17 protein-coding genes, 3 pseudogenes and 1 riboswitch are annotated in these 19,505 nt (G+C 60.5%); of the genes and pseudogenes, 17 read left to right on the top strand and 3 right to left on the bottom strand.

Annotated elements, in window-relative coordinates:
• Positions 1–112 precede the first annotated feature (112 nt).
• From OMP38_RS12430 to OMP38_RS12420, 3 genes are all read left to right on the top strand, one after another.
• Positions 113–1,183 carry a Gfo/Idh/MocA family protein gene (locus tag OMP38_RS12430; protein ID WP_277565455.1) on the top strand — a complete coding sequence of 357 codons (1,071 nt, stop codon included), beginning with the start codon at positions 113–115 and terminating at the stop codon, positions 1,181–1,183.
• Between the two features lie 180 nt (positions 1,184–1,363).
• On the top strand, positions 1,364–2,326 hold the full coding sequence (locus OMP38_RS12425; RefSeq protein WP_277565454.1) for a sugar phosphate isomerase/epimerase family protein: 963 nt from the start codon (positions 1,364–1,366) through the stop codon (positions 2,324–2,326).
• A gap of 23 nt (positions 2,327–2,349) precedes the next feature.
• A complete protein-coding gene (locus tag OMP38_RS12420) occupies positions 2,350–3,483 on the top strand; it encodes a Gfo/Idh/MocA family protein (protein ID WP_277566798.1) in 1,134 nt (377 codons plus the stop codon).
• A gap of 246 nt (positions 3,484–3,729) precedes the next feature.
• On the opposite strand, the gene OMP38_RS12415 is transcribed toward OMP38_RS12420, so the two are convergent.
• A complete protein-coding gene (locus OMP38_RS12415; RefSeq protein ID WP_277565453.1) occupies positions 3,730–4,098 on the bottom strand; it encodes a cupredoxin domain-containing protein in 369 nt (122 codons plus the stop codon).
• Between the two features lie 328 nt (positions 4,099–4,426).
• Between OMP38_RS12415 and OMP38_RS12410 the strand changes: the two genes are divergently transcribed.
• Together OMP38_RS12410 and OMP38_RS12405 are read left to right on the top strand one after the other, a co-directional pair.
• Complete coding sequence (locus OMP38_RS12410) at positions 4,427–5,584, top strand: outer membrane protein assembly factor BamB family protein (protein WP_277565452.1); 1,158 nt, start codon at positions 4,427–4,429, stop codon at positions 5,582–5,584.
• Positions 5,521–6,261, top strand: coding sequence for an outer membrane protein assembly factor BamB family protein (locus tag OMP38_RS12405; protein WP_477100078.1), 741 nt, complete (start codon positions 5,521–5,523; stop codon positions 6,259–6,261). Before OMP38_RS12410 ends, OMP38_RS12405 begins: the two co-directional genes overlap by 64 nt.
• A 93-nt stretch (positions 6,262–6,354) precedes the next feature.
• Here the strand turns inward: OMP38_RS12405 and OMP38_RS12400 are convergent, their stop codons facing one another.
• On the bottom strand, positions 6,355–6,786 hold the full coding sequence (locus OMP38_RS12400) for a hypothetical protein (RefSeq protein ID WP_277565451.1): 432 nt from the start codon (positions 6,784–6,786) through the stop codon (positions 6,355–6,357).
• Between the two features lie 103 nt (positions 6,787–6,889).
• Here OMP38_RS12400 and OMP38_RS12395 point away from each other — a divergent pair, with 103 nt between their 5' ends.
• The 12 genes and pseudogenes from OMP38_RS12395 to phoU all read left to right on the top strand — a co-directional run bounded on the left by OMP38_RS12395 (position 6,890) and on the right by phoU (position 17,273).
• Positions 6,890–7,510, top strand: coding sequence for a carboxypeptidase-like regulatory domain-containing protein (locus OMP38_RS12395; protein WP_277565450.1), 621 nt, complete (start codon positions 6,890–6,892; stop codon positions 7,508–7,510).
• Positions 7,511–7,688: 178 nt separating this feature from the next.
• A riboswitch (PreQ1 riboswitch) is annotated at positions 7,689–7,733 on the top strand.
• A gap of 132 nt (positions 7,734–7,865) precedes the next feature.
• The gene (queC, locus tag OMP38_RS12390) at positions 7,866–8,531 is read left to right on the top strand and encodes a 7-cyano-7-deazaguanine synthase QueC (protein WP_277565449.1); all 666 of its coding nucleotides are present in this window, start codon (positions 7,866–7,868) and stop codon (positions 8,529–8,531) included.
• Complete coding sequence (gene queD / locus OMP38_RS12385) at positions 8,531–8,995, top strand: 6-carboxytetrahydropterin synthase QueD (RefSeq protein ID WP_277565448.1); 465 nt, start codon at positions 8,531–8,533, stop codon at positions 8,993–8,995. The genes queC and queD overlap by 1 nt, the downstream gene beginning before the upstream one ends.
• Positions 8,996–9,041: 46 nt before the next feature.
• Positions 9,042–9,758 (top strand): 7-carboxy-7-deazaguanine synthase QueE, encoded by a 717-nt coding sequence (gene queE, locus OMP38_RS12380; RefSeq protein WP_277566796.1) that lies wholly within the window; start codon positions 9,042–9,044, stop codon positions 9,756–9,758.
• 2 nt (positions 9,759–9,760) lie between these two features.
• A pseudogene (gene queF / locus OMP38_RS12375) lies at positions 9,761–10,259 on the top strand (preQ(1) synthase).
• 306 nt (positions 10,260–10,565) lie between these two features.
• Positions 10,566–11,720 (top strand): methyl-accepting chemotaxis protein, encoded by a 1,155-nt coding sequence (locus OMP38_RS12370; RefSeq protein ID WP_277565447.1) that lies wholly within the window; start codon positions 10,566–10,568, stop codon positions 11,718–11,720.
• Positions 11,721–11,842: 122 nt separating this feature from the next.
• Positions 11,843–12,772, top strand: a complete 930-nt coding sequence (locus OMP38_RS12365; RefSeq protein WP_277565446.1) for a phosphate ABC transporter substrate-binding protein — start codon at positions 11,843–11,845, stop codon at positions 12,770–12,772.
• A gap of 85 nt (positions 12,773–12,857) precedes the next feature.
• Entirely contained in the window at positions 12,858–13,790 is a 933-nt protein-coding gene (pstC, locus tag OMP38_RS12360) for a phosphate ABC transporter permease subunit PstC (protein ID WP_277566795.1), read from the top strand.
• Positions 13,787–14,675: pseudogene (gene pstA / locus OMP38_RS12355) on the top strand (phosphate ABC transporter permease PstA). The gene pstC and the pseudogene pstA overlap by 4 nt, the downstream one beginning before the upstream one ends.
• Before the next feature lie 181 nt (positions 14,676–14,856).
• Positions 14,857–15,738, top strand: a complete 882-nt coding sequence (pstB, locus tag OMP38_RS12350; RefSeq protein WP_420869689.1) for a phosphate ABC transporter ATP-binding protein PstB — start codon at positions 14,857–14,859, stop codon at positions 15,736–15,738.
• Positions 15,739–15,858: 120 nt separating this feature from the next.
• Positions 15,859–16,587, top strand: a complete 729-nt coding sequence (pstB, locus tag OMP38_RS12345) for a phosphate ABC transporter ATP-binding protein PstB (protein ID WP_277566794.1) — start codon at positions 15,859–15,861, stop codon at positions 16,585–16,587.
• 25 nt (positions 16,588–16,612) lie between these two features.
• Positions 16,613–17,273, top strand: a pseudogene (phoU, locus tag OMP38_RS12340) (phosphate signaling complex protein PhoU).
• 110 nt (positions 17,274–17,383) lie between these two features.
• Here phoU and OMP38_RS12335 read toward each other — a convergent pair.
• Positions 17,384–19,345: a copper amine oxidase N-terminal domain-containing protein gene (locus tag OMP38_RS12335; RefSeq protein WP_277565445.1), complete on the bottom strand. Its 1,962-nt coding sequence runs from the start codon at positions 19,343–19,345 to the stop codon at positions 17,384–17,386.
• Positions 19,346–19,505 lie beyond the last annotated feature (160 nt).

The raw sequence follows: 19,505 nt of genomic DNA, 5'->3' as shown, positions 1-19,505 counted from the left end.
CCTGACCAAAATCGCATAACGACCGCGCACCATTGCACATGGGAATCCGTTGGATGAATGATATACTTGAATTGTAGTTCTATCAGCGCGAACATTCAAGGAGGACAACCTTTTGAGTCAAGTGCACGTGGGCATGATCGGCTGCGGAGGCATTGCCTTCGGCAAGCACCTGCCGTCGCTCGCCAAGATCCCCGAAGCTAAAATAACCGCGTTTTTCGACGTATCCCAAGAACGGGCGCACGACGCCAAGAACAAATTCGGCACGCCGGACGCGCGCGTATACGACAATGTGCAGGCGCTGCTTGCGGATCCCGACGTCCACGTCGTGCACGTGTGCACCCCGAACGATACGCATGCCGAGATTTCCATCGCCGCGATGGAAGCGGGCAAGCACGTGCTCTGCGAAAAGCCGATGGCGAAGACGTCCGCAGACGCCCAGCGCATGCTGGAAGTGTCCGAGCGCACTGGCCGCAAGCTGAGCATCGCCTATCAGAACCGCTATCGCGCGGACAGCCGCTGGCTGTATGCGGCCTGCCGCGGCGGCGAGCTCGGAGAGGTTTATCTGGCCAAGGCCCATGCGATCCGCCGCCGCGCGGTGCCGACGTGGGGCGTATTCCTCGATCTGGAAAAGCAGGGCGGAGGCCCGCTGATCGATATCGGTACGCATGCGCTCGACCTGGCGCTGTGGATGATGGACAACTACGAGCCGAAGACGGTGCTCGGGACGACCTACCGCAAGCTCGCCGAGCAGGGCAGCCCGGCCAACGCCTGGGGCAACTGGAATCCGGAGGCGTTCACGGTCGAGGATTCGGCGTTTGCCATGATCACGATGAAAAGCGGCGCGACCGTATGGGTCGAATCCAGCTGGGCGCTTAACACGCTCGACATCGACGAGGCGAAGGTGACGCTGCACGGCTCCAAAGCCGGCGCGGACATGAAGGGCGGCCTGCGCGTCAACGGCGAGGAGCACGGCCAGCTTTACACGAAGGAGATTCTGCTCGGCAACCAGTTCGATCCGTCGATGCCGAGCGACTCGGCCGAACGCGAGGCGCGCGCCTGGATCGACGCGATCCTGAACGATCAAGCGCCGGTCGTCACCGCTCGCCAAGGCTATGTGGTGCAGCAGATTCTCGAAGCGATCTACGAATCCGCGAACAAGGGACAAGCGATTTCCTTCGCTTAAGGCTTTGTTTTAAGCACACCGTTCTAACGCGTTAGTACCGTTTTCCACCGCGTCGCCGGAAGCCATCTCCGTTTTCTCGCAAAACAGAGATGACTTCCGGCGACTGTTCCTGTAACTAAGTTTGCTGGATAAACAAAGACATTATGGACCTCTAATTATGAAAGGTTGGGTGAAGCGCTCGTGAAATTGGGAGTTTTTCTCGTATTGTTCGGCCAGCAGGACCTCGAAGCCGCGCTGGATACGGCCAAAGCCGCCGGTCTCGAGGCCGTCGAACTCGGCTGCGGCGGTTTTCCCGGCACCGCGCACGTTAACGCGCGGGAAGTGCTGAATGACGAAGCCGCGATCGCGCGCATCAAAAATGCGGTCGATTCCCGCGGCATGACGATCAGCGCGCTGAGCGTGCACGGCAACCCGTTGCACCCCGATGCAAGCGTTGCCAAGTCTGACCACGACGACTTCGTCGCTACCGTCCAACTGGCTGAAAAGCTGGGCGTCGACACCGTCATCACGTTCTCCGGCTGCCCCGGCGAATCGGAGAATTCCAAATATCCGTCCTGGGTCACTTGCCCTTGGCCGCCGGACTTCCTCACCGTGCTCGAGTGGCAGTGGAACGAAATCGCGATTCCTTATTGGAAAGAGCAATCCGCGTTCTGCCGCAAGCACGGCGTGCGCGTCGCGATCGAATCCCACCCGGGCTTCCTTGTCTACAATACCGAGACCGCCCTGCGCCTCCGCCGCGAAGCCGGCGACAATATCGGCGTCAACTTCGACCCGTCCCACCTGTTCTGGCAGGGCATGGACCCGATCGAGTGCGTGAAGGCGCTCAGCGATTCGATCTTCCACGTGCACGCCAAGGACACGAAGATCGATGCGCGCAACACCGCCCTGAACGGCGTGCTCGACACGAAGCACTACGGCGACATCCTGAACCGTTCGTTCGTCTTCCGCACGGTCGGCTACGGGCATGACGACGAGTTTTGGAAGAACCTCGTCAGCACGCTGCGCCTGGTCGGCTACGACGGCGTCATCAGCATCGAGCACGAGGACGGCATCATGAGCGTGAACGAAGGGTTCACCAAAGCCGCGAACTTCCTGAACGGCCTCATTCTGAAAGAAAGCGCGGGTGAAATGTGGTGGGCGTAAACGACAAGAAGCTGAACGTCGGCATGGTGGGCTACAAGTTCATGGGCAAAGCCCACAGCCATGCGTACAAGGATGTCGGCATGTTCTTCGATCTCGAAGCGCCGGTCGTCATGAAGGCGATCTGCGGACGGGATGAGCAGGGCGTCAAAGAAGCGGCTGACAAGTTCGGCTGGGAAAGCTACGAGACCGACTGGAAAAAGCTCGTCGCGCGCGACGACATCGACTTCATCGACATCAACGCGCCGAGCGACGCCCACAAGGAGATCGCGCTGGCTGCGATCGCGGCAGGCAAGCATGTCTTCTGCGAAAAGCCGCTGGCGCTGAATCTGGCCGACGCGCGCGAAATGCTGGACGCCGCCGAAAAAGCGGGCGTCAAGCACGCCATTTGCTTTAATTACCGTTTCCTGCCGGCCGTGCAGCTGGCCAAGCAGATCATCGAAAGCGGCAAGCTCGGCGAGATCCACCACTACCGCGCGACCTACCTGCAGGACTGGCTGGTCGATCCCGAGGCCCCGCTCGCATGGCGTCTCAAGAAAGAAGTGGCCGGTTCCGGCACGCACGGCGACCTGAACGCCCACAGCATCGACCTCGCCCGCTTCCTGATCGGCGAGTTCGACCGCGTCGTCGGCCACAGCCGGACGTTCGTGAAGCAGCGTCCGATCCCGTCGTCGACGTCCGGCTTGTCGGGCAAGGGCACGTCCGAAATGGGCGAAGTGACCGTAGACGACGCTACCGGCTTCCTGGCCGACTTCAAGAACGGCGCGATGGGCATGTTCATCGCCACCCGCTTCGCGGCAGGCCGCAAAAACCACAATACGTTCGAAATCCACGGCAGCAAGGGCACGCTGCGCTGGGATCTGGAACGCCTGAACGAGCTCGAAGTCTACTTCCGCGAAGACGAGCCCGAGCTGGCCGGCTTCCGGACGATCCTCGCGACCGACCCGTCGCACAAATACGCAGGCAACTGGTGGCCGACCGGTCACATTATCGGCTACGAGCACGGCTTCGTGCACATCGTGTACGAGTTCCTGCAGCATATGGCGACCGGTTCCCCGTTCGCGCCGACTTTCCTGGACGGCGTGCGCTGCCAAGAGGTGCTCGAAGCGGTCGATCTGTCGATCGAGCGCGGCGCCTGGGTCGGCATCGAAGAAGTATAAGGCAGTTCCGGCGGGATCCCGCTCGCCGGTCCAAAATCCCTCGGCTCTTAGAGCCGGGGATTTTTTTGCAGCTTGCATGTGCCGCGATCGCGGGCGGATACAGCGTGAAGATGGCGATCGCGTTGCGCTAGCTCGGCATTACGCCGTCCGCAAAAAACAGAGGACCCTTTCGCTGCGGCGGAAGGGTCCTCTGTTTCGATATCGCGAGCTTGCAGGCGTTCGATCAGGCAGCTTACTCTACGGTACTTATTCTACGATAATTTGTCCGACCATATTGTCATGTCCGGATCCGCATTGAACCGAACAGTTAAAATCGTAGGTGCCGGCTTTGTCGACCGTAAAGGTCGCCGTTTCGCCGTTTTTGATATTCACGTTAAAGTCGGGGACCTCCAGGCCATGCACGCCGTCCGTGTTTTCGAGCGTCAGCTTGACCGTATCGCCGACATGCAGCTTGATTTCTTTCTTATCGAATTCGAAGTTTTTGGCATGCACGGTGATCTCCTGCGTCGACCCTCCCGCGGCGCCGCCCGAAGCGGAAGCGGATGCGCTTGCCGTAGCGGGCGGACTGGAAGCAGCGTTGTTGTCTTCATTGTTCTTGCCGCAAGCGCTCAGCACAAAAAAAGGCCGCAAGGGCGACGAGGGCGACGAACAGATACGTTTTCTTGTTTCCTTTTTTCATAGCGTGAAAGACCTCCTAGGTATGTTTTAAAGCAAAATGAAAATTCGAGGGCTGCGATGCCCCCTGCCTGTTCGCGTAAAACTTTCATACCCGTAAAGCCGGCCTCCTAATCTCCAATCATTCGACAATTCGACAAAATTCGTGCCGCTGTCGCTTTAAAATCGCAGGAGAAGGGTAGATAGCAGTGACGCCCTTTAGAAGACTCGCCGGCAAGAAGAAGGCAGCCGTGGGCATGTTTAACAGAAAAAGGAGGGTTCACACAGGATGAAAAAGTCATACGCAACAGCAGGCGCGCTGCTGGCCGCAAGCTTGGCGCTCGGCGCGTGCAGCGGCGGCGATTCGAAGTCTGGCGCCTCCGCGTCCGCAAGCGCTTCGGCAACCGCGTCCGCAAACGCCTCGGCGACCGCATCGGCAAGCCCTTCGGCAACCGCAAGCCCATCGGCACCTGCCACGGTAACGGGCACGCAGTTCGACAATTTTCCGACCTACGGCTACGACCTTGGCAACACGCGCCATGCGCCGTATACCGAGATCACCAAAGACAACGTATCGGAGCTGGGGGTCATCTGGTCCGCCGACTTTAAACAGCTCGACTCGGACGTCAAAAACGGCAATCAGTCGTATCCCGTCGTCGTCGACGGCATCATCTACGTGACGACCGCAGGCAATCAGGTATTCGCTTTCGACGCCGTCACCGGCGGACAGATCTGGCACTGGAAGCCGCCTGCCGAGCAAGCGGCCACCTTCAGCAAGGCGGGAATCATCGCCAATCGCGGCGTCGCCGTCGGCGAAGGCAAAGTGTTCATGCTGACCATCGACAACCAGCTCGTCGCGCTCGATCAGAAGACGGGCGAACTGGTCAAGATGATCAAACTGTCGGATACGATCGAAGGCGTGACCCTGGAAGGCGGCTACTACGAGACGACCGCGCCGGTCTACTACAAGGGCAACGTGTATATCGGCAGCAGCGGCGGCGACAACGGCGTGCGCGGCTTCGTCAACGCCTACAAGGCCAGCGATCTGACCCCGGCATGGGACGCGCCGTTCTGGACGGTCCCGCCAAAGGGACAGGACTGGCTCGCAAACAGCAAGTTTCAGGGCGGCGGCGCGGTATGGAACCCGCCGGCGATCGACGAAGAGACCGGCATCATGTACTTCGCTGTCGGCAACCCTGCGCCCGACTTCTACGGCGCGGATCGTCCGGGCAACAATCCCTATACGGACTCGGTCGTAGCGGTAGAAGCCGCCACGGGCAAGCTGGTATGGGCGAAGCAGGAGATCAGCCACGATCTGTGGGACTACGATGCCGCGGCGTCTCCGATGATCCTGAACGCGACTGTAAAAGGCCAGAAGAAAAAATCGTCGTCGAAGGCGGCAAGTCCGGCCAGTGGTACGCCTGGGACGCAAAGACGGGCGACATAATCTGGGACGGTATCCCGTTCGCCAAGATTCAGCATCCGAAGCCGACGCCCGAAGGCGTACTCGTCTATCCGGGCGTGCTCGGCGGCGAGAACTATGCGCCCGAGACCTACGATCCGGATACGAACTATGTCCTGATCCCGGGCATTGAATCGCCGTCCTTGCTCAAGGCGGCCAAAAACCAGGATGAAGCTTCCACGCCGGATTCTCCAGGGGCCGCAGCCTTCGGTACGTCGCTCGGCGAGACGCCAGCCGACGTGGAGTCGTACGGCACGATCACGGCGATGGATGTCGGCACGGGCAAGCAAGCCTATCAGGTCAAGACCAAAGACGCGATGCGCGGCGGCTTGACGAGCACCGCTTCCGGCATTGCTTTCTACGGCGAGCTGGACGGCAAGATCAACGCGCTGGACATCAAGTCGGGCAAAGTTATCTGGACGTTCCAGACGGCGGGCGACAACATTCAAGCCGCTCCGGCCGTATTCAAGGTGGACGGGAAGTCCTATGTCACCTTCACTTCCGGCGGCACGAAGCCTAAGGTGTACGTGTTCGGCCTTGGCGGGGACAAGACCCAGGGCAAGGCGGGCACCGCCGATACGGGCAGCGCGCACAATGCCAACGACGACAATACGAAGAAGAGCGACAATACGGACAAGAAAACCGACAATAAGGACAACTAAACGCAGTTGCCGTTAGGAAGCGGACGGGGTGCCTCCGGCACCCCGTTTGCGTTGGAAGAAGGGAGATGTCGCATGAAAAGGGCGTCTTTGATGCTAAGCTTGATATTGGCCGCCGGCCTGACCGGATGCTCGGGCAATAAGGAAACGGGCGGGATGCCGGCGTCTGAACCAGCCGGGACTGCGGTAGCCGGGACTGCGGCAGCCGGGACTGCGGCAGCCGGGTCGCCGAGCCCGGCCGCCGATTCCGCCACGGGCGCGGCGATTGCCCTCGAACGAGATTCGTTCACGCTGAAGCAGTGGAAAAACGACGGCTCGCATATGACCGCGATCAGCGGGACGCTGAAGCTCGGCGATCTCCCGATAGCAGGAGCCGTCATCCACGCGGGCGCCAGCAAGCGGGATATCGTCACGCAGGACGACGGCTCGTTCGGACTGACCGTGGACCGGAGCCTGCTGTCCGAGACGCCGGTCAAAGTCGTCGCTGTCGACCAAGCCCGCGCGGGCGGCAAACCGCTGAGTGACCAAGCCGCGAACGCGCTGCTGAAGGCGGAAGCTTTTTTACAGCGTCTATTATCCGATCGAGATTACGCGAACGTCCGACGCGCCGGGCAAGGGCGGCGAGGTCGAGGTGCATGCGCGAATCGTGTCCGACCCGGGGGACGTGGTCACGTTTTTCCAAGTGGACAAATACCGGATCGGCGGCAAGGTGACAAACGCGGACGGAACGCCCGTGAAGGATGCCGTCGTGTGGATCGACAGGGACGAGGGAGAAGGATTCGGCAAGTCGACGCCGACGGACGCGGAAGGCCGGTATGAGCTCTATTACTTGCCCGAGCAGGAAGAGGGCACGAATCTGAGCGTCACGATCGGCACGACGCGATACACCCTGCCGGAGAACCGGGTGTTCCATATCCCGGAGGAGACCAGCGTGCAGATCAATATTACGCTCCCTTCCGAAGGCACGGTCATCGACGACAAGCCGCCGACGCTCGTCAGCGTCACCTCGCCCGGCGCGATGTACACGGGCGTGCTGGCGGGGCTTCGCGTACCGGAGGGGACCCGTTATACCGTCACGATCCCGGACAAGGAGGGCCGCTTCGTCCTCACCGTGCCGAAGACGGTATGGGATACGAAGCCGCGCTTCTTCGAGACGAAAATGACCCGGTTCGTAGAGGACCGGCAGTTGGGCTGGGGGGGATTCGCTTCCTGCCGGATTTTTGCAGGCGGAAGCGGGCGACCCTTCGGTTGAAGCCGGCGGGGCGGAGACGGATTAAACCGTCCGCTTTTTTTCGCCGACGCGCTCGTCGACGGGTTCCGTCTCACATGGATTCCCGCTGGCTATGCCCGACGGAGATATGGTATAGTACCTACCGTACAACTAAAGAATAAATCCGGGCGAGGCTGTTCTGTAAGGACGGCTGGCAGCGCCGGGAGAGGTTCGCGAACTCCCTCTATAAAAAAACTATGCAAAAGCGGCGGCCCGCCCTGGGCGCTGTCGTTTTTGACGTTCGGCGCGAAGCGGCCATAGGCCCGCTTCGCGCCGTTTCTTTAGCAACGGGAATTCAGAGATCTCTCTCCTGATGCCCAACTAGGAGAGTGCAGCGATGAAACGGGAAAAAGCGGTCGTCGTATTCAGCGGCGGCCAGGACAGCACGACTTGTCTGTTCTGGGCGAAGGAAAACTTCGCCGAAGTAGAGACCGTAACTTTTAAATACGGTCAACGGCACGCGCTCGAGACGGAGATCGCAGCCGCCATCTCCGAAGAGCTTGGCGTGCGGCATCATCTGCTCGACATGTCGCTGCTCGGGCAATTGGCGCCGAACGCGCTGACGCGCGGCGACATCGAGATCAAGCAGGACGAAGGCGCGCTCCCGACGACGTTCGTGGACGGGCGCAATCTGCTGTTTCTGAGCTTCGCGGCCGTGCTGGCCAAGCAGCTCGGCGCGAAGCATATCGTGACCGGCGTCTGCGAGACGGACTTCAGCGGCTACCCCGACTGCCGCGACGTGTTCGTTAAATCGCTGAACGTGACCTTGAATCTGGCGATGGACTATCCGTTCGTCATCGATACGCCGCTGATGTGGCTGAACAAAGCGCAGACGTGGGAATTGGCCGACCGGCTCGGCGCGTTCGAATTCGTCAGGGACCGCACGCTGACTTGCTACAACGGCATTCCCGCCGCGGGATGCGGAGAATGTCCGGCTTGCAAGCTGCGCGCAAACGGTCTGGCGACGTATCTTCGCGAAGCCGGAAGGGAGGGCGCGCGCTGATGTTGCAGCAAATCTATCCGGTCGCCCCGCATCCTTACCGCTACGAGCTGAACAAGGATTTACAATTTGCCGCGGCGCACTTCGTGCCCGCCGAGTCTGCCGGCAAATGCAGTCAAGTGCACGGCCACACGTACTTCGTTAACGTGACCGTGGCCGGAGACACGCTGGATGAAGCGGGGTTCCTCGTGAACTTCTCCGATATCAAGACGCTCATTCATACGCGCTTCGATCATACGTTGCTGAATGACGACACGGAAAGTTTTAATGCGGACGACCCGAATCGATTTCCGACGACAGAGGTCGTGGCGAAGACGATCTGCGAGCTCGTCCAGCATTATTTGGACGGACGGTCGAATCATTCCGTATGCTTGCAGGTGTTCGTGCGGGAGACCCCGACAAGCTATTGCGTCTATCGGCCTTGGCCGAAAGTCTACAAGCGTCCGGCAGGTGACACGCGTGCTTAGGCAAGCGGCGAGTCCGCAAGAAATCCGCGCAGCTCGCATCCCCGTGATGGAAATATTCGGCCCGACGGTCCAAGGCGAAGGCATGGTCATCGGCAAAAAGACGAGGTTCGTCCGTACCGCCGGCTGCGATTACCGGTGCAGCTGGTGCGATTCGGCCTTTACCTGGGACGGGACAGGCAAAGACGACATCCGGTTGATGCATCCGGAGGAGATTGTGCGGGAGCTGACCGCGCTCGACGGGTCCCCGCCGGATCACGTGACGCTGTCGGGCGGCAATCCCGCGTTGCTGCCGCAGCTCGGCGCGCTGATCGCCGCGCTTCGCTCAGCGGGGGCGGTCGTCGCCTTGGAGACGCAGGGCAGCAAGTGGCAGGACTGGTTTTTGGACATCGACGAGCTGACGATATCGCCCAAGCCGCCGAGTTCCGGCATGGAGACCGATTGGGCCGCGCTCGAGCGGATCGCCCTGCGCCTGGCGCAGGGCGGCCGCCATTTCAGCTTGAAGGTCGTCATTTTTGACGAGGCCGACTTGGTATACGCGGCCGGCGTTCACCTGCGTTTTCCGAGTATCCCGTTTTATTTGCAAGCAGGCAACGACCATCTCGGCGAAAAGGACCGCACGCAGCTGTTGAAGGATTTGCTGGTCCGTTATGAATGGCTGGTCGAACGTGTCGTCGCCGATGCCGGTTGGCGGGACGTACACGTGCTGCCCCAGCTGCACACCTGGATCTGGGGGAACAAAAAAAGGCGTATAAGGAGACAATGATCATGGCGGGAAGAAGCAAGGAAGAGCTGGCAGGCGTATCGCTCCTCGGCAACCAGGGGACCGCATATCCGAGCAACTACGCGCCCGAGGTGCTCGAATCGTTCGACAACAAGCATACGGGCAGAGATTACTTCGTCAAGTTCAATTGTCCCGAATTCACGAGCTTGTGCCCGATGACGGGCCAGCCGGACTTCGCGACGATTTACATTTCGTATATCCCGGACGTAAAAATGGTGGAGAGCAAGTCGCTGAAGCTGTATCTGTTCAGCTTCCGCAACCACGGAGACTTCCACGAGGACTGCATGAACATCATCATGAACGATCTGATCGAACTGATGGCGCCGCGGTACATCGAAGTGTGGGGCAAGTTCACGCCGAGAGGCGGGTATCTCCATCGATCCTTACTGCAACTGGGGAAAGCCCGGCACCAAGTACGAGGCGATGGCCGAGCACCGGCTGCTGAACCACGACCTGTATCCGGAAAAGGTGGACAACCGATAGGTTGGACGGAAAGCCGCCGAACCATACGCGAGGAGCTGTCACGATCGTCCGCTTGGCGGACTGTCGGAGCAGCTCCTTTTGACGTTCTAAACCCATGAATCCGCTTTTTTCGCGGGCGTTCGTTAAAAAAAGGGATAATTTACACTTCTCCGATCTTCCTCTAACGCCAAGTTGACAAGCCGCTGATAAACTGAGCGGGTCAAGATCAGCGGATAAGGGGTTGGGAGCATGAGTTTGCTTCTATTAGAAAAAGCGATATCCCGGGTTGCGGAAAAGGCGCCCCGCCCGAAAACGGAAGCGCGGAGCATGCAGCTCCAAGAAACGGTTGCCGTTCGCGAGAGCGAACCGGCGGAGTTCGCCAAGCATTATCCGGCGGTCGCGCTGGCGGATTGGATTCGTTCGTGCCCGCAGGTGTCGCCGGAGCAGACTTGCGGCGAGATCGCCGAGCTGTTCCGCAAACGCCAGGAGCTCGAGTGCGTAGCCGTCGTGCGGACGACTGGCGAACCTGCGGGCATCGTCATGCGGCATCGTTTCTTCAAATTGATCGGTTCGCTGTACGGCATGCCGCTGTTCGCGGACAAACCCGTATCCAAGCTGATGGACGGCATGGCCATGGTCGCCGAGACCGATCTGTCTCCGCAAGAGCTGATCGACCGCGCGATGTCGCGGGACGAGGAGCGAATCTACGATGCGGTCATGATGACACGCGGGGGCGCCTTTACGGGCGTCCTCACGGTCAGCGACATGCTGCAGCTCTCCAGGCTGCTGCGGCGCGAGCTCGCCGGACGCCAGATGGCGACCGTGAAGGGCGCCGAACGGATGCTGCGCGATATTCGGGGCGCGGTCGACAGACTCGCCGGCGAGGCTTCGGAATCCCGCGCGGGAAGCCTGGAGATCGCGGAGCTGGCGGAGCATGGCCGGGAAGATTTGACCGAGATGCTCGCCTTGTTCCGCCTCTGGACGGAGACCGCGGAACGTCAAGCCAAGTCGGTGGACGATCTGCTCGCCCGCGTGTCGGACACGGTCGGCATCGCCAAGATGATCGCGCAGCTGGCGGATCAATGCAACCTGCTCGCGATCAACGCGCAGATCGAGGCGGCGAGAGCAGGGTCGCACGGTCTGGGCTTTTCGGTAGTCGCCCAGGAGGTGCGCCAGCTCGCCGACGAGACGAAGTCGCAGGCCGGCCAGATCCGCGAACAGCTGAGCGGCATGGCGGCTTCGGCGGCCGCCGCGGCCGCTCACGTCCGCGAAGGGAAGGAAGGCGCGGATCGCGGACTGCTGCAAGTGCACAAGACGGAGGAGACGTTCGGCCGGTTGTGGGCGCAAAGCTCCGAAAACGCAAAAGGAACGGAACATCTGGCGGTCGCATCGCGCGAAGCGTCGGTCATGTCGGAGCAGATCGCCGTGCAGGTCGCCAAGCTCGCGGCGCAAATGATCGATTCGCCCGAAGAAAAATATTAACGTTCGTCATTTTTTACATTGCGTTAACAATACCCGAATACGAGATTGACGAATGACCGCTAGAATCAGAGATGTGCCTGAGAGCAACACATATAAACACAATTTGAAAGGGGCTCTATTCCTTGAAAAAATCTCTGCTCGTCCTGACGACGCTCGCGCTTGGCATCTCTCTGGCCGCCTGCGGCAAAAACGACAATTCCAATAACGCAAGCAACAACGGCGCTTCCTCTAGCGCGCCTGCCAGCGCAGCAGTCAGCGGCGCGTTCAGCGCAGCCGGCTCGACCGCGCTTCAACCGCTCGTCGATCAAGCTTCGAAGAAGTTCATGGATCTCAACAAGGACGTCACGATTACCGTCAACGGCGGCGGCAGCGGCGCCGGCCTGTCCCAAGTATCGGAAGGCACCGTGCAAATCGGCAACTCCGACGTATTCGCCGAAGAGAAGCTGAAGGACGCCGACGCCGAAAAAGCGAAGGCGCTCGTCGATCACCAAGTCGCCGTCGTATCGATCGCTGCCGTATCTAACAAGGACGTTGGCGTAGACAACTTGACGAAGGCGCAGCTGGTCGACATCTTCACCGGCAAAGTTTCGAACTGGAAGGACGTTGGCGGCAAGGATCAAAAGATCGTCCTCGTCAACCGCCCGGCAAGCTCGGGTACCCGCGCTACGTTCGAAAACTTCGCCCTCGGCGCGAAGTCGGAAGACCTGCCTGACTCGATTACGGAAGACGCATCCGGCACGGTTCGCAAGCTCGTCTCCGAAACGCCCGGGGCGATCGGTTACCTGGCGCTCTCCTATCTGGACGACACGATCCAAGCGCTGAAGTACGAAGGCGTAGATCCGACGGCCGAAAACGTAGCGTCCGGCACTTATCCGGTATGGGCATACGAGCACATGTATACGAAGGGCCAGCCTGAGGGTGCAGTCAAGGCATTCCTCGACTACATGCTGAGCGACGAAATTCAAGGCACCGACGTTAAGGATCTGGGCTACATCCCGGTTAGCGACATGAAGGTTACGCGCGACGTGGAAGGCAAAGTAACCAACAAATAATTTAAAAAAAGCACGAGAATAGCCGGCAGAGGCGGACCTGAAAAGGGCGCCTCTCTTGCCACGTTAAGGAGAGGCTCGCATGAACATGACCCAAACCCGCCCAGCGGCGGATGCCATCGCGAAGGACGGACGCGGCAAGTTTCCGAAGCACAAGCTCGAGGAACTCCGCGGCAGAGGTTACGTGATGTTTTGCGTACTGCTGCTGATCGTCATCATTTTTTCGATCGTCTACTTTATCGCTTCGAGAGGCTTGACGCCGTTCGCGAGCCAGGGCGTGAGCGTCGGCGAGATGCTCGGAGGCCTGAAGTGGGCGCCGGAAGCGGACACGCCGCGTTTCGGCGCGCTGCCGTTTCTGTTCGGCTCATTCGCGACTTCGCTGCTCGCCGCCGTCATCGCCGCGCCGCTCGGCATCTGCGCCGCGATCTTCATGACCGAAATGATGCCCAAAGTCGGCAAAAATATTTTGCAGCCTGCCATCGAGCTGCTTGCCGGCGTTCCTTCCGTCGTCTACGGCTTCGTCGGCCTCAGCGTCATCGTGCCTTTCCTGCGGGACGTCTTCCCGGGACAAGGCGTCGGCATCCTGGCGGGCGGGATCGTCCTGTCCGTCATGATCCTGCCGACGATCACGACAGTCGCGACGGACGCGCTGCGCAGCTTGCCCGCCGGACTTAAGGAAGGCTCTTACGCGCTCGGCGCCACGCGCTGGCAGACGATCTCGCGGCTCGTCATTCCGACGACGCTGCCATCGCTCATGACAGGCGTCGTACTCGGTATCGCGCGCGCGTTCGGCGAAGCGCTCGCCGTGCAGATGGTTATCGGCAACGCGCCGCACATCCCGCACTCGCTGACGCAATCGGCCGCGACGCTGACCAGTATCATCACGCTGTCGATGGGCAACACCACGAGCGGTTCCCTGCACAACAACGCGCTGTGGAGCCTCGCGCTCATCTTGCTGATCATGACATTCTTGTTCGTATTCGTCGTCCGACTGCTGGAGAGGAGAGTGAAGCACGCATGAAGGCCAAGTCCGTAGACCGCATCATGACCGGCGTTATCGTCGGCATCGGCTTTTTTGATCATCGCGCTGCTGGCCGCGCTGCTCGGCTACCTGCTCATCCGCGGCGTCGGCCATATCAGCTGGCACTTCCTCACTTCGCCGCCCGAATCGATCCGCGCGGGCGGCGGGATCGGCCCCCAACTGTTCAACTCGCTGTTCCTGCTCGTGCTGACGATGATCATCACCGTTCCGCTCGGCCTCGGCGCCGGCATTTACATGAGCGAGTACGCCAAGCAAAACCGGCTGACCGCGTTCATCCGCCTGATCGTCGAGGTGCTGTCTTCCTTCCCGTCGATCGTCGTCGGCTTGTTCGGACTCTTGGTCATCGTCAACCGCTTCGGCCTCGGGCTGTCGCTCATGTCGGGCGCGCTCGCGCTGACGGTGTTTAACCTCCCGCTCATGGTGCGCATCACCGAACAGGCGCTGCGCGCCGTGCCGCGCGAGCAGAAGGAAGCCGGCCTTGCGCTCGGACTGTCCCGCTGGCGCACGATCACGACGGTCATGCTGCCGATCTCGCTGCCTGCCATCGTCACGGGCACGATCCTGGCTGCGGGCCGCGTGTTCGGCGAAGCTGCCGCCCTGCTGTTTACGGCGGGCATGAGCTCGCCGCGCCTCGACTTCACCGACTGGAATCCGCTGCACCACACGTCGCCGCTGAATCCATTCCGCCCCGCCGAGACGCTGGCCGTGCACATCTGGAAGGTCAACAGCGAAGGCCTCGCGCCGGACGCCGCGCAAATCGCCGCAGGCGCATCGGCCGTGCTCGTCATCACGGTGCTCCTGTTCAATCTTGGCGCCCGCTGGCTTGGGCGCGCGCTTTACCGCAAGCTGACGGCAGGACGCTAAGACCGGCTCCGGCCGGATCACCTGGAACTTAAAGGAGGAATTCATCATGACGACGATCGCGACCGAAAAGACGGAGGCCGAGCGGGCGGCCAGCCCGGCAGCAGGCGTAAAAGCGGCGGGCATGCCATCCTCGGCCGATTCTCGAAGCGCCGACGCGCATAGCGCCGGCACGGGAGCCGTCCTGCGTCCTGCGCCCTCCGCGACGCCTGCGCAGCCCGCGTCCGCGCCGAAGCATGCGCCTGCCGAGACGCCGAAGCCGGCGCCTTCCGATCCCGAAGCAAGCGGCGCCGCGCGCACGCAAGCCGCGCCCCCGCCCGCTTTTTACACCAAAGACCTATCCGTCTTCTACGGTGAAAAGCAGGCGATCAAGCATGTCAGCATGGCCTTCCCGGATCGTCAGGTCGTCGCGCTGATCGGCCCTTCGGGCTGCGGCAAGTCGACGTTCCTTAGGTCGCTGAACCGGATGAACGACCTGATCCCCGGCGCTTCGATCCAAGGGGAGATCTGGATCGGCGGCCAAAACATCTGCGATTCCAAGACGGACGTCGTACGGCTCCGCCAGAAGATCGGGATGGTCTGGCAGCGTCCGAACCCTTTTCACAAATCGATCTACGAAAACGTCGCGTTCGGTCCCCGCTATCATGGCGTGAAAAGCAAGGCCGCCCTCGACCAGCTCGTCGAAGAATGTCTGCGCAAGACGGCCCTGTGGGACGAGGTCAAGGACCGGCTGCACCAGTCGGGGCTCGCGCTGTCGGGCGGCCAGCAGCAGCGTCTGTGCATCGCGCGCTCGATCGCGGTTAAGCCGGATATCCTGCTCATGGACGAACCGGCTTCCGCGCTTGACCCCGTGTCGACCGCCAAGGTCGAGGAGCTGATCGCCGAGCTGAAGCAGGACTACACGATCGTCATCGTCACGCACAACATGCATCAGGCCGCGCGCGTATCCGACAAGACGGCGTTTTTCTTCCTCGGCGACCTGGTCGAGTACGACGAGACGAACAAAATCTTCACCAACCCGTCGCGCAAATCGACGGACGATTACATCTCCGGGCGTTTCGGCTGATCGCGCGAGCGACGGCGCATGACCGGGCGGCCGCCGGCGACCGGCTGGATGCGGGACGGGACCGCAGAGCCAACGCCCGACGAGGAGGAGGAGCGCAAGTGATCATCGAGACCAAAAAAGCTGCAGCTGTACTACGGAAAGTTCCATGCGCTTAAAAACGTGGACCTGACCATACCCGAGAAAAGCATCACTGCGTTCATCGGCCCTTCGGGCTGCGGCAAGTCGACGCTGCTGCGGACGCTCAATCGGATGAACGACACGATTCCGGGCGTGCTCATCGAAGGCGAAGTGGTCATCCAGGACCGCAACATTTACGACGGACAGACGGAGGTCGAGTTTCTTCGGAAGCGAGTGGGCATGGTGTTTCAGCAGCCGAACCCTTTTCCCAAGACGATCTACGACAACGTCGCTTACGGCCCGCGCCTGCACGGCGTGACCAAGAAGTCCGAGCTGGACGGCATCGTCGAAAAGAGCTTGCGCTCGGCGTCGCTGTGGAACGAGGTCAAGGACGTGCTGAAAAAGTCCGCTTGGAGCCTGTCGGGCGGCCAGCAGCAGCGTCTGTGCATCGCGCGCGCGCTTGCGGTCGAGCCGGATATCCTGCTCATGGACGAATCGACGTCGGCGCTCGATCCGATCTCGACGACGAAGATCGAGGAGCTCACGCGGGAACTGAAAAAGAGTTATACGATCGTCATGGTCACGCATAACATGCACCAAGCAGCCAGAATCTCGGATCGAACGGTGTTTTTCCTGAATGGCGAAGTAGTGGAGTCCGCGGATACGGAGCAATTGTTCCGTGCGCCGCGGGATCAAAGGACGGAGGACTATATCTCCGGCAGATTCGGTTAAACGACTTGGAAGGGGCAAACGGCCAATGACGGCGAGAAGGGAATTCGATATCGGACTCGTGCAATTGCAGAACATGTTAGTAGAAATGGGGGGACCGGGTGGAAAAAGCGCTCGGCGACGCGATGCAGGCGCTGGAGGACTTGAACGGGCCGCTGGCGCAGCGAATCGTCAAAGCCGATCCCGAGCTGAACAGGCTCGAGGAGCGAATCGCCGATCTGGGGGCCAAACTGATCGCTACGCAGCAGCCTGTGGCGAAGGATCTGCGCCGCATCCTCGTGGCGCTCAAAATCTCCTCGGACCTCGAGCGGATGGGCGATCTGTCGGTCGACATCGCCAAAGTCGCGATTCGATTGGAAGGTCAGTCGCTAATCAAGCCGCTCGTAGACCTGCCGCGCATGGCGACGCTGGCGCAAGGCATGATCGGCGAGTCGATCCGGTCCTACATCGACGAGAACGTCGACCTGGCCTACAAGATGGCCAAGGACGACGATAGGATCGACGCCTTATACTCCCAGATTCTGCGCGAGTTGTTCGAGATGGCCGGCGAGGACCAGAAGAACGTCGGACAGGCGATGAACCTGTGCTTCGTGGGACGCTACATCGAGCGGATCGCGGATCATGCGACGAACATCGGCGAGAACGTCGTTTTTCTCGTCGTCGGCACGCGTCCAGATTTGAACCAGTAAGCTTAAAGCAGAGCAGAACGACGATGCAAGCAAGCTCGAATGTCGCTTAATCGCAGCAAAAAAAAGGGTTGTTTCCATCCGCGCAAACGGAGGAAACAACCCTTTTCGCATTATTTCATCGGGATGAACATGAGCGTGATCGGCAGATTGGAGCCGAGCGCCGTCAGATACGAGATCTCGACCGTCTCGTTGTAAGGTCCGGTGCGATAAACCGGCGTCGCGACGTTCGGATTTTCCAGGATGCTCGTGTTGGTGACGGGCACCTTCACGCCGTTGACGAGGAAGGCGCCGGTGTAAATGCCGCCCCGCGCGTTAAGCGAGATGAGCGTGTTCGCCTTGACCTGCACCGTCATGTGGTAGACGACGCCGAAGTTGCCCCAGTTGTTCTCGGGCTGGCCGTTCAGCTGGTCGATGCCGTCAAGCGCCGGGTCGATGCTGTGATCGCCGAACACGATGCGCTTCGCCGTATCGCCAAGCGTGTCCGTAATGACGATCTCGCGGTCCGCGCCCTGGAACGTGCCGCGGATATGCTTGCCGTCGCGCTTCATGACGCCGAGCGTGGGCAGCGTGGTCAAAGGATCGTCGCCGCTCTTCACGGCGAACAGCGTGAACTTGACGTTCGTCGACGTGCTGAGGTCGGCGTAGGCGGAGAAGGTCTGACCCTTGGACAGCGCCTTCTGGTTCAGCTCGGGCACGATCAGCTTGGTCGCGCCTGGCGCGAGCCAAGTGGTCGACGTCGTCTGCGAGTCGCGGGCGTCGAGGTAGCGGATTGCCGCCATCTTGCCCGTATACGCGCCGAACGTCTCCGGACCTGCGCTGCCCCAAGCGCCAAGGTCGATAGCCGCCGATTCGGTCGCGCTCTCGTTGGTCGCGGCAAGATAAATCTTGAGCGGTTCGGCGCCGAGGTTCTGATGGTAAAGGAACAGGCGGAGGTCGCCGGACAGCGTGTCGCGATACAGGACGCCGGGACCGGTCAGATCCTCGGGACTGTCGGAGGCGATGAGCGCGCGGTTCGTGTTATAGAACGTATAAGGCACGGTCGGAATCTTAAGGATATCCGCGCCGACGACCGGATATTTGTCTCCGACAAGGGTGAAGCGCTCGTTGAATTCGGCTTCGGTGTACATGACGTCCGTCGAGATCGTGATCGTCTTCGAGAAGTCCGAAATGCTGCCGTGCTTGTCGGTCACGCGAAGCGAGATCGTCTGCGGGCCGGATACGAAGAAGCCACGCTTGTTGTTCGACCATTCGGTCGATACGATCGCGTTCTCGTCGTCGTACGATTGGTCCGTGATCGTGATCGGCTCGCCGATCATATACGTGTCCTTGTCGGTCGTGAACTGCGCGACCGGCGGCTGATTCGGCGGCAGTACGGTGATCGTGACGGCGTACGGATCCAGCCAGTTGCCGGCCTTGTCCTGCACGCTGCGGGTAATCACGTATGTACCGGGCTCGGGGAAGACGCTCAGGTTGCCGTCCCAGCTCTCCGACCAAATTTTATTCGGATTTTTGGAAAGGCTCGTGTAGGTGACCTGCGTCTCGCCTGCGTAAATAACGTCCTGATCGACCTTGAAGTCGGCGGTCGGCGCGACGCTCCAGGTCAGGGAGACGGTGCCTGGAGCGGCGGACAGCTTGGAGCCGGTCGCCTTGACCCAGTCGCGCAGCGGTACCATCAGGCTGCCTTTGTAAATATAAGTCTTGCCGGAGGAAGCGACCTTCGCGCCGTTCTGCCAATAGGCGGTGCTGCCGGTCTTGAATTCGACGGCGTTGCCGTCCGTGGAGATCGTATACGACTTGGATGCGGCGTTGTAAGTAATCTTATAGCCGAAACGGGCGGCCAACATAGATACCGGCGCATAGGTAACGCCTTTGACGATGAGCGCAGGCTGCGGCGAGGCGTATGTCGTGCCGTTGACCGACACTTGCGGCTTGTTCAGGGTCAAGGTAAGAACGTTGTCGCTGGGTCCTGCGGCCGTGGCGACGTGCGAGGCCGCAGGCGCGAGCAGCGTGACGAGGAGCGCGGCTGCGGTGAGCCATTTGATCATGCGTTGTCTTTCCAATTTCCATTTCATAGTGCTAAAGTCTCCTTTTACTTCGTAAAATCCGACGATTACGGTTGCATTCGACTCTATTCTAGACGAAAGCCGCATCCAAAAGTTGCGTAAAAATGTTGAATAAACGGCGAACAAAAGACCGCCCCTACGGACGGCCCTCCGATTTTGCATCGAAAAT

Source organism: Cohnella ginsengisoli (assembly GCF_029525555.1).
Classification (GTDB): Bacteria; Bacillota; Bacilli; order Paenibacillales; family Paenibacillaceae; genus Cohnella; species Cohnella ginsengisoli.
This window is presented reverse-complemented; position numbering and strand designations above follow the sequence as displayed.